Annotated in this window: 11 protein-coding genes and 13 pseudogenes; 6 read left to right on the plus strand and 18 right to left on the minus strand. The window is 50.5% G+C overall.

The window, feature by feature from the left end; genetic code table 11:
- Position 1: 1 nt before the first annotated feature.
- From GST84_14410 to GST84_14430, 5 genes and pseudogenes are all read right to left on the minus strand, one after another.
- On the minus strand, positions 2 to 736 hold the full coding sequence (locus GST84_14410; protein ID XGB13475.1) for a hypothetical protein: 735 nt from the start codon (positions 734 to 736) through the stop codon (positions 2 to 4).
- Between the two features lie 189 nt (positions 737 to 925).
- The gene (locus GST84_14415) at positions 926 to 1,168 is read right to left on the minus strand and encodes a hypothetical protein (protein ID XGB13476.1); all 243 of its coding nucleotides are present in this window, start codon (positions 1,166 to 1,168) and stop codon (positions 926 to 928) included.
- Positions 1,169 to 1,280: 112 nt separating this feature from the next.
- Positions 1,281 to 1,601, minus strand: a complete 321-nt coding sequence (locus GST84_14420; protein ID XGB13477.1) for a hypothetical protein — start codon at positions 1,599 to 1,601, stop codon at positions 1,281 to 1,283.
- A 12-nt stretch (positions 1,602 to 1,613) separates the two neighbouring features.
- Entirely contained in the window at positions 1,614 to 1,877 is a 264-nt protein-coding gene (locus GST84_14425) for a hypothetical protein (protein ID XGB13478.1), read from the minus strand.
- Positions 1,874 to 2,668 (minus strand): annotated as a pseudogene (locus GST84_14430) (type IV secretion protein Rhs). The gene GST84_14425 and the pseudogene GST84_14430 overlap by 4 nt, the downstream one beginning before the upstream one ends.
- A 216-nt stretch (positions 2,669 to 2,884) precedes the next feature.
- Here GST84_14430 and GST84_14435 point away from each other — a divergent pair.
- The 3 genes and pseudogenes from GST84_14435 to GST84_14445 all read left to right on the plus strand — a co-directional run bounded on the left by GST84_14435 (position 2,885) and on the right by GST84_14445 (position 4,615).
- Positions 2,885 to 3,833: pseudogene (locus tag GST84_14435) on the plus strand (hypothetical protein).
- Positions 3,830 to 4,126, plus strand: a complete 297-nt coding sequence (locus GST84_14440; GenBank protein ID XGB13479.1) for a hypothetical protein — start codon at positions 3,830 to 3,832, stop codon at positions 4,124 to 4,126. Before GST84_14435 ends, GST84_14440 begins: the two are co-directional and overlap by 4 nt.
- Before the next feature lie 89 nt (positions 4,127 to 4,215).
- A pseudogene (locus GST84_14445) lies at positions 4,216 to 4,615 on the plus strand (hypothetical protein).
- Between the two features lie 175 nt (positions 4,616 to 4,790).
- On the opposite strand, the pseudogene GST84_14450 reads toward GST84_14445, so the two are convergent.
- The 5 genes and pseudogenes from GST84_14450 to GST84_14470 form a co-directional block, all read right to left on the minus strand.
- A pseudogene (locus GST84_14450) lies at positions 4,791 to 4,976 on the minus strand (transposase).
- Positions 4,977 to 5,049: 73 nt separating this feature from the next.
- Positions 5,050 to 5,475, minus strand: a complete 426-nt coding sequence (locus tag GST84_14455; GenBank protein XGB13480.1) for a hypothetical protein — start codon at positions 5,473 to 5,475, stop codon at positions 5,050 to 5,052.
- Positions 5,476 to 5,482: 7 nt separating this feature from the next.
- Positions 5,483 to 5,617, minus strand: a complete 135-nt coding sequence (locus tag GST84_14460) for a hypothetical protein (protein ID XGB13481.1) — start codon at positions 5,615 to 5,617, stop codon at positions 5,483 to 5,485.
- Positions 5,618 to 5,798: 181 nt separating this feature from the next.
- A pseudogene (locus tag GST84_14465) lies at positions 5,799 to 6,223 on the minus strand (sugar-binding protein).
- Positions 6,224 to 6,280: 57 nt separating this feature from the next.
- Positions 6,281 to 7,000, minus strand: coding sequence for a hypothetical protein (locus GST84_14470; GenBank protein XGB15777.1), 720 nt, complete (start codon positions 6,998 to 7,000; stop codon positions 6,281 to 6,283).
- 227 nt (positions 7,001 to 7,227) lie between these two features.
- Between GST84_14470 and GST84_14475 the strand changes: the two are divergent.
- Positions 7,228 to 7,622: pseudogene (locus GST84_14475) on the plus strand (IS66 family transposase).
- Positions 7,623 to 7,759: 137 nt separating this feature from the next.
- Here the strand turns inward: GST84_14475 and GST84_14480 are convergent.
- From GST84_14480 to GST84_14510, 7 genes and pseudogenes are all read right to left on the minus strand, one after another.
- Positions 7,760 to 8,308, minus strand: coding sequence for a hypothetical protein (locus GST84_14480; protein XGB13482.1), 549 nt, complete (start codon positions 8,306 to 8,308; stop codon positions 7,760 to 7,762).
- Between the two features lie 292 nt (positions 8,309 to 8,600).
- Positions 8,601 to 9,425 (minus strand): annotated as a pseudogene (locus GST84_14485) (hypothetical protein).
- 349 nt (positions 9,426 to 9,774) lie between these two features.
- Entirely contained in the window at positions 9,775 to 10,440 is a 666-nt protein-coding gene (locus GST84_14490; protein XGB13483.1) for a cytoplasmic protein, read from the minus strand.
- A 164-nt stretch (positions 10,441 to 10,604) separates the two neighbouring features.
- Positions 10,605 to 11,750, minus strand: a pseudogene (locus GST84_14495) (hypothetical protein).
- Between the two features lie 418 nt (positions 11,751 to 12,168).
- Positions 12,169 to 12,864: a hypothetical protein gene (locus GST84_14500; GenBank protein XGB13484.1), complete on the minus strand. Its 696-nt coding sequence runs from the start codon at positions 12,862 to 12,864 to the stop codon at positions 12,169 to 12,171.
- A gap of 10 nt (positions 12,865 to 12,874) precedes the next feature.
- Positions 12,875 to 13,221 (minus strand): annotated as a pseudogene (locus GST84_14505) (hypothetical protein).
- Positions 13,222 to 13,311: 90 nt separating this feature from the next.
- Positions 13,312 to 13,446 (minus strand): annotated as a pseudogene (locus tag GST84_14510) (Rhs family protein).
- Here GST84_14510 and GST84_14515 point away from each other — a divergent pair.
- A pseudogene (locus GST84_14515) lies at positions 13,447 to 13,998 on the plus strand (transposase).
- A 44-nt stretch (positions 13,999 to 14,042) separates the two neighbouring features.
- Positions 14,043 to 14,534 (plus strand): annotated as a pseudogene (locus GST84_14520) (IS5 family transposase).
- Between the two features lie 118 nt (positions 14,535 to 14,652).
- On the opposite strand, the pseudogene GST84_14525 reads toward GST84_14520, so the two are convergent.
- A pseudogene (locus GST84_14525) lies at positions 14,653 to 14,919 on the minus strand (type VI secretion system tip protein VgrG).
- Positions 14,920 to 14,928: the final 9 nt, after the last annotated feature.

A 14,928-nucleotide genomic window follows, 5' to 3' on the forward strand; every position in this document is an offset into this window, starting at 1 on the left:
ATCATCCAGCAAAAACAAAACCGTTCAAAGCCTCGACCAATTGAGAATACGTGAGTACTTCTTCATCTTTCCGGTTACGAACTAGAGTAAACACCTCTTTTTTTGGAGACAGGACTTCCACCACTTCGCCCTTATAGTTTGTAATCTCAATAAATCCACTAATCACACCACCGAGATTCTCTATCTCCGATAATAGTGTAGGGTACTTCATCAACACGCCAGCCTCATCGGTGCCGGTTTCAGTCCCTGGATTATCAAAATACACTTTAATTTTAGGACAAACCTTCCTACTCCAACGAAAGACAGGAATCATACGCTGAATCATTTCTTTAAATTCACCCTCAGATTCGCCTCCCGAAAACTCACACCGATGTATAGGAATACAAAGATGCAAGTTCTCTCGTTTAGCCTCCAGCCGTCCTTTCAAGCTGCCGTGATAAGTATTGGGCACAACCAACACATGAGTAAACTCATACTTATTCGGAGCAATATCAAATATTATAGTCTTATCCTGGCTCAAGGAGTCAGGCGCCTGCTCAACAACCTCCAAAGAAAACTCCCTGTCACTTACGCCCTCAGATATAACCAGCAGGTCTCTCCTATCTGCACTTTTCAAACAATATTCATAAACTACTTTGGGAAGCTTGTGCTGAAAAAAATAGCAACCGGCGTATTCATCCACGCAAGCAAAGGACTGCAATAAGTCACCTTTAGAGAACATACCAACCTCACTCATCGTCTCGCCCTCATGCCCTCTGGCGATCAGGTCGCAAAAACGAAATCGACTGAAAACTGCTAGCCGAGAAATAGTCTTCGAATCATCACCTAGCCTGAAAGTTTCGCGCAAAGCCACTTCCCCTGGGCTCGCTGGCTTACGGCATGCACTGCCTATATTCAATCTTATCGCAAACATTCATACCTAACATCACTCGTTAGAGTCAGAGTTCTCCAAAAAAATTGACATCCATGAGTCCATAACATTCCATAAATCGATTCCTTCTGTGGGACTTTCTGGCTTTTCATGCCACCAGATAAAAGCCTCGTCTTTGAATGGGTCATCACCTAAAGCCAGATAATCACCAGCGCCGCTAGAAAAAACTCCTAGCATATCAGGAAGCGTCGGATAATCTTCATCGCACAAATCCTTGATTGGAACAAAATCTTCCAACCTTGATGGCCCCATAGTAAAACCAATATAGAACCCAAAGCCATTATGCAACCTTGAATAGAACTGCCTGAAGCTCGCAGGAAGGCAGGGATAACTATCGAGATCTGACCCTTCAACGCCTAGCGGAGCCCCCCCCCATATAGAAATACAAATCACCACCCTCGCCATATACATACATGAGATACGGCCTATCACTCACTGCCAAAACAGTTCCTAACACACATTTGTCGAGCCACGCGCTTACCCAAGGCAAAAACTCAGAAAAATCAGCCCACTCCACAGGAATATGTTTTTTTTCACTATCGAGAAAACCAAACCCAAGCCACTGCTTGGGAAAGTCTACTTCAAGAGGAACATCGTCAGCTGAAAAATACACATCATAACCCTTTAGCTCGCCCGTAATACGCAGCCTTAAAGAATCAGACCAATTCATCTTCATATCACCTCAATACCCCAAAAGCAAACCATTGATATACTGCTGTAATTCCGGCTCCAATTTAGCGGCCTTATCTATCATGGCAGAACGAAACGCCGGACCAACAGAAATACCCCCCTTCTTGTACAGCTCCCACTCAGTGAAAGACTTTGCTCCTTTTGACGTATTTGCCACTTCACTCAACCCTTGGAGGTTCGGCTCGTACTTTAGCACCTTTACTTGACCCTCGAAAGTCAACCGGGAAAAGATCTCCATTTCTGTAATTTTCTTCATGGGAACAAGGAGAACCGGTTTTTTACAAGCTTGACGTTATCAAGGTTAGAGCCAAATCTCTGAGACTTAAACTCATATCGCGCATCGAAAGCTTTCCCACCTTTGGCCCCAATACCGCCCCCAAGTAGAGCACCACCAAATGCCATCAGTTTCTGGCCATCAGAGCCTTCACCAAATAGCTCACCGCCAGCCCAATGCCCCGCAATACCACCTGCCAACCCCGCCATCACCAACACTGGACTTGCCAGTGCAAAAGCGCTAGCCAGCCCCAACGCCATCACCGAACGCTCAAGCCAAACAGGAACTTCCGGGGCAATTGCATCAGTCGTCGCTGTTCCCCCTTCTATACACACATTGGGGGAGCCAGTACTTATTTTTGCATCACAAACTGTCCGGTCACCGACTCGATCCGCAGGCTGACCATTGATATAAACCGAGTCACTACCCTGGGCCAATATCTTAGCCCCCCTGGATGATCCGAACACTCGGCATTATCCAGATGAGCCCTCGCAGCAGGCTTCCATTTATATAAACGTTACTTGAGCCTGATCGTATTTACCCTGTTTCACTACAAGCGAAAGATAGGCTACCAATCAGTTGACCGATCCAGCGCCGGTAGCTGCTCCCGCGCCAACCATCGCGGCTAGCGCTACAGCCGCAAGCCCGCCGGTCCCGATAACGGCAATACCTATGAGTGCCGCGCCTGCACCAATTGCTAAGCCAGCAAGCAATCTACCTAAAGCGCTGGAGTGCTCGATTGGATCATCTAATCTCGCAGCAGCCGCAGTCATGCTGATTCGGCCTGTTCAGCATCCCCTCGTTCGCGGGCAGATAGCGCAGTTGAAGACTTTCAACCAACGTATCGAAAGCACTACGCTCCTCCGCCGTCATGCCTTTGGGACTGTGGCCGGGGCGTTCGCCTTTGGCGCCGGCATTGGCCTGCAGGTCGGCAACCTGATCCTCATGGGCCTGGGCTGTCCGCCATCGCCGAGTATTTTTATCAGGTCCTGCCGGCCTGTCGACCCTTCAGCAAGGCCTGGTTCGCCGAGGATGGCCTCAAGCCCGCTGGCCTGGACCCGAGCGGCGGTTCCGCGGCGCAGGCCCAGGAGCGTGTCGAGCGCGCTGCACGCCAGCTTGCTCGCGGGCAGGAGCAGTTGGTGCTGCTGTTACTGACAGCCATCGTCACCTACCTTACTCGGGGGCAGCTGAAGGCGGCGTCATGAGCAGCATGGAAAGCGTTGCCGCCCGGAGCGCTCGGCTGCAGGCCGAGATCTCCAACAAGCAGCTGGCGGCCTGGTTGGCGAAGAATGAGCAGAAGCTGTTGGCGCAGCCGGAGTTGCAGCCCAAAGAGGCCACACCGATCTCTCGTGCAAAAGCGCAACCGGAGCCATTGCGACCACTACCCGATCGACCACCCATTGCTCAGGCACCGGATAAGCCAGGCTTAATGGAAGTTTCCCGTAGGGAGTACCTGAACAAGAAGTTCGCTCGAACGGGTAACTTGGCACAGGACATCAACATACGAGGCAACCAGGAAACTGCTGTAAACTTCTTCAAGTCACAGGGCTCTAAGCCTGCCGACTACGAAGCTACATGAACGGCTTGGACTTCACTCAACCAGTCTTCACGGAAACAGTCAACCGGAGCAAGACACTTTGGCAATTCCAGGTGCCCGGCGGCCGGCAAGGCATGTGGTACTCTCCTACCCCTGACGTGGTGCCAGGGCAACTGGGGATCAACCCGCTTGGCCAGATCTACAAAACGGAAAACATCGTGCTCAAGATCGGGAACGTCTACCAGAGCACTGAGAAGGTCACGCTGCTGAGGAGCACCTCGGCACCGGTGCTGGATACCTGGTCCGTTCCTTCCCCACCCTATAACGCCATTGGCGGTGCTCGGCAGATCACCTCTGGCCAACGCGAGCTCTTCAAACTGATAACACCAGGTGCATTATGAAACCCACAACCCCCCTCGGCTATGTACAGAAGGCTATCGACATGACCGCGCAGCGGAACAAGGCCTGTCCCGCTTACCCCATTTATGGGATGCTACTAAACCAACTTGACTATGTGAAAGCCGTGTTCGAAGGGCGTGAGCAAGATAAATCGAAACTCCACCAACTCAGTATCGGTGCCATTGCCTCGAAAGAATTCGAAGAAAATGACCCCGAGTTGGCCAGAGCACTGAAAGACGCCTATTACGTAGCCATCCAGTCGGCTCGTGGCCTCAAAATTCAACTGCCCGATTGATTGCCGACGTTCGATCAGGCCCGCCACTGAACATCGAGCGCAGTCACTGACGAAAGCTATAAACCCTACACCCAGCAGGCTGAGCCACGATGGACATTTACGCACTCCGGCAAAAATCGATAGCGCTGCGTGTCATCATTGACCGGCTGAAGTCACACGACCCGGCCGCCATGAAGTTGAGTGTAGAACTGACGCTCTTGTTGAACGCGGCAAAGCAGCAGCGGATCCGCACCCCGATGGAATGGCGTGACATCCCCGGAAGCTATCTGTTCACCGAAGAAGGGCTGCAGCAGTATGCCGATCTCGAGCACGCCTTCGCCGAGTTTCGTATCGAGCTGTCCGGGGGCGAGTCCCCTACCCTGCACAAGCTCAAGGCGCGCATGGGGGAGAAACCCTCCCAGGGATGATGGGCGGGCAGCCTTGCCATCTTTTCATGAGTTCAATCCATTTGATCAATCAGACACAGAGCGCCAATTGTGCCTAATCTAAGCGTCTTGACCAGAAAGCACATAATCAACATGCAGAAACAAAGCGCATCTAAGGAAGCGCCGATCAACTTGCCGTGCGGGGCGGTAAGTTGATATTTCCCCATCACGCAGAGCTATCTATCGAAAAAGCGCTCAATGCGTCATGTTTTCAGAGGCTTTTCGCCCAGATTTCCCTTTTAAGCGCGCAGTTCACCCATACCCATCAGCTGTTTTCCAGCCATCCTCAGGTTCGACACGGCGAACAGTGTGGTCAACTGAGCCGTGTTTTTCATCAGCCCACAAAAACGCACTTTCACGAAACCGAAATGGCGCTTGATCCCCCGAAACGGATGCTCGACCTTGGCACGTGTCCGAGCTTTGCAGTTAGTTTGCTGCACTTGAATCGTCAGCGTTTTCTCATCCCCATCCAAAACTTCTAACTCAGCAGTTGCAGGATCATATGGCCTTCAACCAGAAGGCGAGATACTTTTTATCAAATCCCTTGAATGCTCTCTCGCCGCCCATTTCGAAAGCTTTTTTCATTTCGTCAAATGCATGTCTCTCCTCACCCAACCCGAGAAAACATGCACCAAGAATAATAAAACTGGACGTTTCTCGAGGTGGTTTCGACTCAATCGCCTTGAGCGCCCATATCTTCGCACTTTCATAATCTTGCTGCTTTAAATAGACCTCGGAATTGCATTTTTCGATCCAATGGGAAAGATCCAACTGCTCTTTTGGGTCAGGAAGCATACTCCACGATTCTTTGTACTTTTCTAAAGCAGCCTGATAATCTCCTTTCTCTTGTAATTCATTTCCAGACTCCACAACCACTACTATTCTTTGAGACAGCTGCAAGTTCACTTCCGACAGATCTTTCATAAGCACCTTAATACTGAAAACTTTCGTGCGGACCAACAATATTATCTGGCGACCGGTAAAACTGATTCAATTTTGCACCTGCCGACCTGTTGTACGAATAATGCTCTAGATCATAGTTCTTCGGATCCAGCATCCACTTCATAACCTCCTTAGACTTAGCTCCAAAGAATCCACCTCTATCATTCCAATTAGCTTTCGGCCGGTCCTGTTAAATTTGCCCGGCGTTCTGCCCAGATACTCTGGCCGACAGCTTAGCCCCCAAGGATCAATCCATCCAGTGGTACTAGGTGCGAAAATGTATAAATTATCACCACCCAGCAAGCTTATGGGGTCATGAGAAATAAATCGTCCAATTCCACCCGCACTTCTTCGCTCAGCCGATCCGAAGCGTCGTAGGCAAAGTTGCACGTGGCCTTGTTTTCGTTGACCAGCGCGGTCAGGCGAATGGCCTTGTCGTACTCGTAGCGAACCCGCTGGCCCTTGGCATCCTGGCGGCTGCTCGGCAGGCCACGGGCCGTGCGTATCAGGCGGGTGGTCTGGCCCTTGCCGTCGGTGTGGCTGAGCACCTGACCGTAGACGTTGTAGGTGAAGGTTTCCGTGGCGCCATCCGGGTGATGCGCAGCACTTCACCGTCGGGCTTGCGCTCCAGCGTGGTGGTCTGGTTCAGCGCGTCCGTTACCGAGACCAAGTGCTGGCGCTCGCCATAGCGGTAGTACGTGCTCTTGCCCGAGCAGTCCTGATAGCGCTCGCGAAATTTGTTCGTGGCCCCCTGTAGACTTAAGATCAACAGATACAGAAAATACAATCAGGCAAACACGAAAGCTCTAATCTTAAAAATTAGATCATCCAGCGAAAGTACCTGCTCGTCCCGCCGATCCTTTATCAAAACATACACATCTGCACTAGAAGAAATAACCTCTACGACTTGTCCGGACCAGTTTGTAATCTCAATAAATCCGTCTGAAACGCCATTGATATTATCAATCTCTCTAAGCAGGGTTGACCACTGAAAATAGGCGCCAGCCTCGTCAGTCCCACCGCCCGTCCTGGGGTTATCAAAATAGACGCGCATTTTAGGATGCTTTTCCCTGTGCCAGTTCAGGACCGGAATATAGTGCAAACGCAACTCCCTAAAATCATCTACTGACTCGCAACCAGAAAACTCACATCTATAAATTGGCAGACATAAAAAAAGATTTTTTCTATCGACACCTTCCACGCCTTTCAAATAGCCATGGTAGATGGGCGGAACCACCATTACGTGCGTGAAGTTCGCTGTAACGCCCTTGAGCTCAAATACCGTTGGGGCGAATAAATTTAAATTTGACGAGACGGAGCTTATAACATCAATCGCTAGCTGATCGACTAGCTCATCCTGACAAACCACAATCAAATCTTGGAGCCCGGAAGACCTCAACCAATAATTATAGGTATAATCCCGCATTTTGTCTTGAAAAAAATATATACCTCCAGCAAGTACTTTTACACTGTCGTACTCTTCAAGCAAGTCACTTTTCGATATCATATAATTCATCACCCTATACGTAATTCGGCCCAAAATCTAGCCGACACCCAAACCCAGAAGCGCCCATCTTAGCACCCTCTGAATTGTTCAGCCGAGTGTAATTTTAGACTCATATTATTACAATAACCATTTCTTACAGCCCCATTTGAATTCCCCCTGCCCACCCCAATATCAAACCATCGACTTATTATGCTCGATAGTTATACCGAGATCATCCTAGCCGACTTGATGCCGAAGAAGAAGTCGTAACGCCATCCAAGCAGCGTGGCAAACGCATACCACTGTCGGCTGTCCTGCCACACATTGAAGTCATTCATGACTTGCCCGAGCACGAGCTGACTTGCGCCTGTGGTTGCCGCAACCACGTGATTGACGAGAAAACCAGCGAACAACTCGATATCGTGCCGATGCAGATTCGTGTGCTCAAACACGTGCGCAAAGTCTATGGCTGCCGTGGTTGCGAAACCGCTCCAGTCATCGCTGACATGCCGGCAAATAGATCGAAAAGAGCATGGTCAACCCCAGAGTGCTGGCCATGTTGCAGACCACCAAGCACGTCGATGGTCTGCCAGTGCACCGCTTCGAGACGGTGCTGAGCCGACATGGTAACGAGGCGCCTCAATCAAATCAGCCACCAATCGATTCAACATAGGTGATAAGTCAGCTAAGCAATACGCACCATCTTCTGAAAACTGCAATCGGCTCAAAAAAATATCAGGGATTTCCATATTCGAATCCAATCTGCCGATATAGGGCTTACTAAGTCACGGGGAAATTTTCAGGCCGCTCCAAGCTTGGGTATATGAATTTTTTTTGCTCATCCCAATTAACGCCTGCATCATGAAAAAATTTAAGTCTATTTTTGAGCTTATCCGGCTCACCAAAGACACCACAAAAATCATGCGAATTGATAACATCCAAATCAGCGTCAACAGAAAGATTTGATTTAATCACCCGTGCCCCAACGCTCGAGTATCGGTCAGTTAACTCGATAAGGTCAGCAGTATAAGTATCCTCGGCAACCCATTCAAAAGAAAGCATTTGCCTAGGAATGGGGCGGTGATTTACTACCACCTCGCCTTCTTCGAGAACCCTCACAAACAAAGACTTTAGCCGCTTCTCTGCAACAAAAATACAAAACAGCAAGTCAGCAATATTCAGATCACAACCTCGCCAATCATCATTATCGCTAAAAACATCAAAAAACTCCATCAACCCATTAACTCTCATTTGGGCCAAGGTAAAGAGAGCATCATCTAACTTCACGACCAAAACCGAATTCTCAACCCACCTCACTCTTTTCAACATCCATAAGCTCCTGTTTTAATAACTTTAGCCGCGCTGGCTTTCACTTTATATTCATCTGCAGCTGCGAGATAGGTGGCCGCATTGGGATTTTTGGCTCCGACTGGGCTTAGTAAGCTCGAGGTTTCCGCAAGCCCACCGCGATCTTAAAAAACTCGCTGCTCGAGCCCCCTGTCAATATTTTTGCCAGCTTGGCCGTCGCCAAAAAATATCGGTTTAGGGGCCTGATCGGACCCAGATGTATTATGATACCTATACCGTAATACATCTTCCGCTGAGTGCCGCGCCCCTGATGGAGGGCGGTTTCCGAGTCTAAGTACTGTCCCTGAAATCGTAAATTCTGCTCAACTTGATTGATCTTCAGTAGCTCTATCTCACCCCAAGAACGGTACGTCGCCTGCCAAACGATCTTCCCGTCACTGTCCGTCAGCTCCAACAGCGTGCCAATCTGATCCGTACGGAAGTAATAGACCTTCTGCCCTTCCCCTTCAACCTGATCAACCCGCGCCAACGGCGCATAGCGACCCGGCTCGCACTGGTACAGGATGCTCTGCCCAGGCGTCTCCTCGCGCAGCATTCTCAATGCCTTGCTAGAGAAAGCGCTTCTGCTCGACCTCACCATTGATTTCAGCCCCTTGGCCACCCGCCGTCCCAGGCTGTCATACCGGTACTGCCCGGTGCTCTCCAGTCTGTCACCGACATACGTTTCAGCTTTAACCAGCCGGTTCTCACAGTCATAGGCGAAGTGCTGCAGCTTGCTGTGCTTCGAGCGCTTCTCGATCAGGTTGCCCCACGGGTCGTAGCGGAACTCCTCGCTGCCGATCAGCGAGCCGGTCTCACGACTGCGCAACTAACCGTTGGCTTCGTATTCGTATTTGATCTCGCTGCGTAGCTCATCCAGTCGTGTGAGATGGCCACCGACGCTGTAGCTGAAACGCCGGGTCAGGTTATCCACCCGCACTTCTTCGCTCTGCCGGTCCGACACGTCGTAGGCAAAGCTGTACGTGGCGTTGTTTTCGTTGACCAGCGCGGTCAGGCGAATGGCCTTGTCGTACTCGTGGCGAACCCGCTGGCCCTTGGCATCCTGGCGGCTGCTCGGCAGGCCACGGGCCGTGCGCATCAGGCGGTTGGTCTGGTCCTTGCCATCGGTGTGGCTGAGTACCTGACCGTAGACGTTGTGGAAACACTAGCGGCTGTCGATTTCGCCCGAGAAGCGAAGCATCCCTTTAAAAAGCGAATGAACAAAGTCGGCACCCGCTTCTGCTTCAATGATGTTAAAGATCGCTCGCTGGGAACCAAAAGCCCCTGCCAAAAAATCACTATTCCCGCATCTAAAAATAAGCGCCAGATGCATCAACACAACAGAAACTAAAACTTAAAATTCATGCACCCTATATTCACCCGCATATGCCAAGCAAGCAAAAAAACACTATAATCACTACGCACGCATCAATACTACTTTTCAAATATCAATCGTCTTCAAAGAGCTCCTTGACGTCTTCATCTCCCATCTGCTCGTATGGAGGCAACCCTGTAGAATCGTCTTCCGATATTTTTTGCTCATTCTCATTAACATCTATGCTTTTCAAGTCATATGGAGCAGTTCCGAACACAAATCTCAGCCGTTCCACTTTCTCATCATTTTCCCCTTTCGCATTACCAACTACACACCACTCCCCCTCCCCCATTTCCAATAACGAAAAAGTATCCAATATGGCCGGGAATTTTTTTATTTTATTTATGACAGATAGACCTTCGCTGGGCGAAGCAGCTGTTTCAGAGTAAATTTCAGATACATAACCTAATTCAATCTTCTTTATCAGCCTCGCAAACCCATATAACTTCTCATCAATCTTGAATGCAACAACATCACCTGCAGAGTACTTGACAGCTTTATTTTTGCGCACTAGAAAATCCTCATGATTAGCTGAACTGATTTGCAGTTCGTGAAACAAGCCGGGACCATTAATTTTGAGAGACAATTCAATCATATACTGTACCTCATCAATCGTCGGCCGCCGCCCCAAAGATTCGAGATATATTTCCTGCAGCTCCTCCAAAAGATTCCCAATCCGATCCAAGGGAATATCGCCAATAATCAATTCAGTTTGGTTCGGTGCATTCCACCACCCCATCGTTAAAACTCCTCAGCAGGCTATGGAGCTCGACATTGATTTTTTCTGCCGAGAGTTGATGTTTTTCATTGAAGCTATTTTCAAAGTACTGCTGGCGAGTTGCGGATCTCATTTCCCTCTCATGGTCGTACGAATTAATCTTATTACCTCCATTGGTGTCAGATATTGTAGTGCAAAGTCGATTCTTCATCCAAGTACTGGCCCTGGTACCGAAGGTTCTGCTCGACCTCACCGATAACCAGTTGCTCTAACGCTCCCCACGAACGATATGTCGCCTGCCAAACGATTTTGCCGTCACTGTCCGTCAGCTCCAGCGGCGTACCAATCTGGTCCGTATGGAAGTAATAGACCTTCTGACCTTCCCCTTCAACCTGATCAGCCCGCGCCAACGGCGCATAGCTACCCGGCTCGTACAGGTACAAGATGCTCTTCGCAGGCGTCTCCTCACGCAGCATCCTCAGCCCGTGCCAGAGGAAGCGCTTCTGTTCGAGTTCGCCGTTGATTTCCGCCTGCTTGGCCACCCGCCGCCCAAGGCTGTCGTACCGGCACTCGCCTCGGCTTTCCAACTTGCCATCGACCACCGTCTCCGCCCGCACCAGCCGGTTCTCGCAGTCATAGCTAAAGCTCTGCAGCTTGCTGTGCCCCGAGCGCTTCTCGATCAGGTTTCCCCACGGGTCGTAGCGGAATTCCTCGCTCCCGATCAGCGAACCGGTATCGCGGCTGCGCAACTGGCCGTTGGCTTCTGCCAGCCCTTGCGCCCCATGGCGTCATAACTGAAGCAACTGGTGAGCTTGCCCTGGGTCCGGTACACCTCACGGTGCAGGTCATCGCGCTCCATGTCGCTGATCACCTGACCATCCAGGTTCAGCTGGTGCAGGTGGCCGCTGCCGTAGTACAGGCGATTGACCTTGCGCCCATCCGGCAGGGTCAGCGTGGTCAGGTTGCTGAGTGGGTCGTACTCGTAGCCGAGCGTGCTGTCAGGGGTGATTTCTTGGGTCAGACGGCCGAGCAGGTCGTAGGTGTATTCAATCTTTTCTTCCGTGATCCCAAGCTGCTTGCCGATCCCGGTCGGTAGCCGCTCGATGCTCAGCAAACGGTCACCGTCGTCATAGGTGAATCGCTGTTGTGCGTCGCTATTCAGTTTGGTGATCAGGCGACCAATGGCATCACGCTCGAACAGCGTATGGCGCTCGGGCCGTGCGCATCAGGCGAGTGGTCTGGCCCTTGCCGTCGGTGTGGCTGAGCACCTGACCGTAGACGTTGTAGGTAAAGGTTTCCGTGGTGCCGTCCGGGTGGCTGATGCGCTGCACTTCGCCGTCGGGCTTGCGCGCCAGCGTGGTGGTCTTGTTCAGCGCATTAGTTAAGTTAGTCAGATGACGTAAGAACTAAGAACTTGCAAGAAAATGATAGCTCTCCCCAAGCGATTACACACTACTAATTTTTAAAAAACAAAACCACACAGAAAACGAACCAATTAAACCTTATTTCAAAACAACAGCACGAAGCCATCGTCGTAGGTGAATTGCTAATGGGTTTCCAGATTGAGCTTGATAATCAAGCGACCCATGGTGGCGCGCGCGAACAGACTGCGGCCTTACGGTACTCTCTGTTCGAGCCGTAGCCAATGTCAACTCTGGCTTCGGCAAGCAAGAAAAATCACAGCACATTGAAAACGGGGCGAAGCCAGTAGTCCAATCAACACCTCAGCATCGCCATAATTAACAATAATCAATGAAATTTAACCATCAACTCATTACGAGACTTAGTATCTTCTAGGAATATCGCCATCCATGCATCCATAATTTCAAAAATATCAATCCCCATTTCTGGAGTCACAGGATCTTCATGCCACCATATCAAACCTTCCGTATCATCTTGCTTGTCGGCCTCTACCGCGACATAGTCTCCGGCGCCATTCGAGAATACCGTAATCCACTTATCAGCAAAAGAGTCGTCCTCCTCATCAACTAAGTCGGAAACACGTGACTGGTCACTAAGGCATTGCGGCCCCATTGAGCGCGCTGGAAAGAAAGTGTACCCATCATGCACTTCACGATAAAAATCTTGAAGCCTACTGGGAAGGTGCTTGAATTCCCCAGCCTCAGCCCTTTCCACAGGCCTCCCCCCTACATAATAGTAGAAACTGGTGCCATCATGAAAGACATACACCATTTCAATCTCAGCATCTATCAATAATACGGTGCCCAGCAGGCAGTCCTTGAACAGCGCGAGCGTTGTTGGAAACTCATTTAAAAATGAATCCCAACCTTCAGGATATACAGGCGCAAGATCAAGACCAAGCCCGAAACCCTCCCAACTAGCGGGCAAGACGACATCTTGAGGGATGTCTTTGAGATCAAAGCACAACTTACGACCAGAAAACTCAACACTGAGATCTTGCAAAATATTATCAAGAGTAATCATTTAATTTCTCCTACAAAACACCAGATATCATTTCTCGCAACTCAACTTCCAATTTCATCGCTCGCCCCATCATACTACTTCTGAAACCAGGAACAACATCTACTCCACCTTTTTATACTGAGCCCATTCTGAGTAAGTTTTAGCGCCGCGCGAGGTATTAGCAGTCTCACTCAACCCATGAAAACTAGGCTTGTAATTCAATATCTCGCCTTGCTGTTCAAATGTCAACTTATCAAATCTTTTCATTTCTGTAATCGTCTTCATCGGGACGATATGATCAGCATGCAGCGGCTTTGTAACTTCCAGCCCCGGCAGCGCTGGATCCTTCATGGGTAATACAACATCCTTATTCACCATCGCCTGGATTTCTTTGCTGGGCGTCTTCGCTCGCAACTTCTGGCAAAGCTGTGGAGATATTCCTTTCTTAGGTGTAGGTGGAGGTGCAGCCCGTCTAACAACTTTAATATTCCCGAGGTTAGAACCGAAACCATGAGACCGGATCTCATATCGGGCGTCAAATGCTTTTCCGCCTTTCGCGCCTAGGCCACCTCCTAACAGAGCCCCACCAAACGCCATCAGCTGCGCCGCAAGTTCGTCGAAGCGCAGAAAGTACAACCCAAGGGCAAAACAGGACGCGCTGACATCGCATTGAACCTGATCAATAAGCTCTATGGCGTCGAGCGCGACTTGAAGGACAGTGACGACGAAGATCGTAAGGTTGCCCGCATGAAGCGCAGCCTGCCATTGCTGACTCAGCTGAAAAACTGGGTAGAGAAAACGCAACCTCAGGTCACGACGCAGAATGCCTTGGGCAAGGCCATCGGTTACTTGGCCAGCAACTGGAGCAAATTGGAACGCTACGTCGAGCACGGCTACTTGCCGATGGACAACAACGCGGCTGAGCGTGCGATCCGCCCGTTTGTCATCGGGAGAAAGAACTGGTTGTTCAGTGACACGCCCAAAGGTGCCACTGCCAGCGCACAACTTTACAGCTTGGTAGAAACGGCCAAAGCCAACAGCCAAGAACCCTATGCGTGGCTGCACCACGCACTGGAACGCCTGCCGCAGGCGTGCTCAGTCGAAGACTACGAAGCGCTACTGCCATGGAATTGCACACCTCACATACACAGCTAGGTGCGCTGCCCATCTTTGGTTAGGTGGGGTTTATGGAGCGCTTACAAACGAAGAAGGGCAAACAGTACTATTTCGGCATGAAGGCCCACATCGGCGCGGATGCTGAATCGGGTCTGGTGCATCACGTTCATGGTACCGCCGCGAACGTAGCTGACGTGACGGAGGTCGCTCAGCTATTGCATGGCGAAGAGAATGTCGTGTGTGCGGATGCGGGTTACACAGGCGTGGAAAAGCGGCCAGAACACGAGGGACGGCAGGTGATATGGCAGGTCGCTGCCCGCCGCAGCACCTACAAGCAGTTGAGCAAACGCAGCGTGCTCTACCAAGCCAAGCGCGAGATCGAAAAGGCCAAGGCGCAAGTGCGTGCGAAGGTGGAGCACCCGTTCCGGGTGATCAAACGCCAGTTCGGCTATGTAAAGACTCGTTTTCGCGGCTTGGCCAAGAACACGGCGCAACTGACCACGCTGTTTGCCCTGTCGAGTCTGTGGATGGTGCCCCGGCAATTATTGCCTGTTGCGGGAGAGGTGCGGCCGTGAGTCCAGATAACCAAGGCTTTGCCTTGGTTATCCAATAATCAGCGACTGAAAATCGGGCTTTTCGGCATCCCTAAGCCGCCCATTTTCGACTGATGAGCAACTTGTTCGGAGTTTCCCTAAACCGCTGAACATAACCGTTAATGTGGCGGAAAGAGCCGTTGGATAACTCGATTTCTACCGTGGCCTGGCTGCCAATCAGTGACTTGAGCTTTACATCGCTCTGTTGGCTGAGCAAGGCCAGATCGAATTCATAGAGCTTGGAAAGCTCTTCAGTGCCGGAAAAGTGCTCAAGCAAAAACTCATCGTTGGCTGTTTGTGTCAGGATATTCAGCTTGAACAATCGCCTGTTTTGCGGCGCGAGCATGGAAAGAACGTCAGTTAGCATAATTTACTC

This window comes from Pseudomonas putida (assembly GCA_041879295.1).
GTDB classification, from domain to species: Bacteria; Pseudomonadota; Gammaproteobacteria; order Pseudomonadales; family Pseudomonadaceae; genus Aquipseudomonas; species Aquipseudomonas putida_Y.

Bases quoted from the DNA above. Each gene is read 5' to 3' on its own strand.
- GST84_14410 (XGB13475.1), bottom strand. From the start codon at position 736: ATGAGTGAGGTTGGTATGTTCTCTAAAGGTGACTTATTGCAGTCCTTT.
- GST84_14420 (XGB13477.1), bottom strand. From the start codon at position 1,601: ATGAATTGGTCTGATTCTTTAAGGCTGCGTATTACGGGCGAGCTAAAG.
- GST84_14425 (XGB13478.1), bottom strand. From the start codon at position 1,877: ATGAAGAAAATTACAGAAATGGAGATCTTTTCCCGGTTGACTTTCGAG.
- GST84_14440 (XGB13479.1), top strand. From the start codon at position 3,830: ATGAAACCCACAACCCCCCTCGGCTATGTACAGAAGGCTATCGACATG.
- GST84_14455 (XGB13480.1), bottom strand. From the start codon at position 5,475: ATGAAAGATCTGTCGGAAGTGAACTTGCAGCTGTCTCAAAGAATAGTA.
- GST84_14460 (XGB13481.1), bottom strand. From the start codon at position 5,617: ATGAAGTGGATGCTGGATCCGAAGAACTATGATCTAGAGCATTATTCG.
- GST84_14470 (XGB15777.1), bottom strand. From the start codon at position 7,000: ATGATATCGAAAAGTGACTTGCTTGAAGAGTACGACAGTGTAAAAGTA.
- GST84_14480 (XGB13482.1), bottom strand. From the start codon at position 8,308: ATGTTGAAAAGAGTGAGGTGGGTTGAGAATTCGGTTTTGGTCGTGAAG.
- GST84_14490 (XGB13483.1), bottom strand. From the start codon at position 10,440: ATGGGGTGGTGGAATGCACCGAACCAAACTGAATTGATTATTGGCGAT.
- GST84_14500 (XGB13484.1), bottom strand. From the start codon at position 12,864: ATGATTACTCTTGATAATATTTTGCAAGATCTCAGTGTTGAGTTTTCT.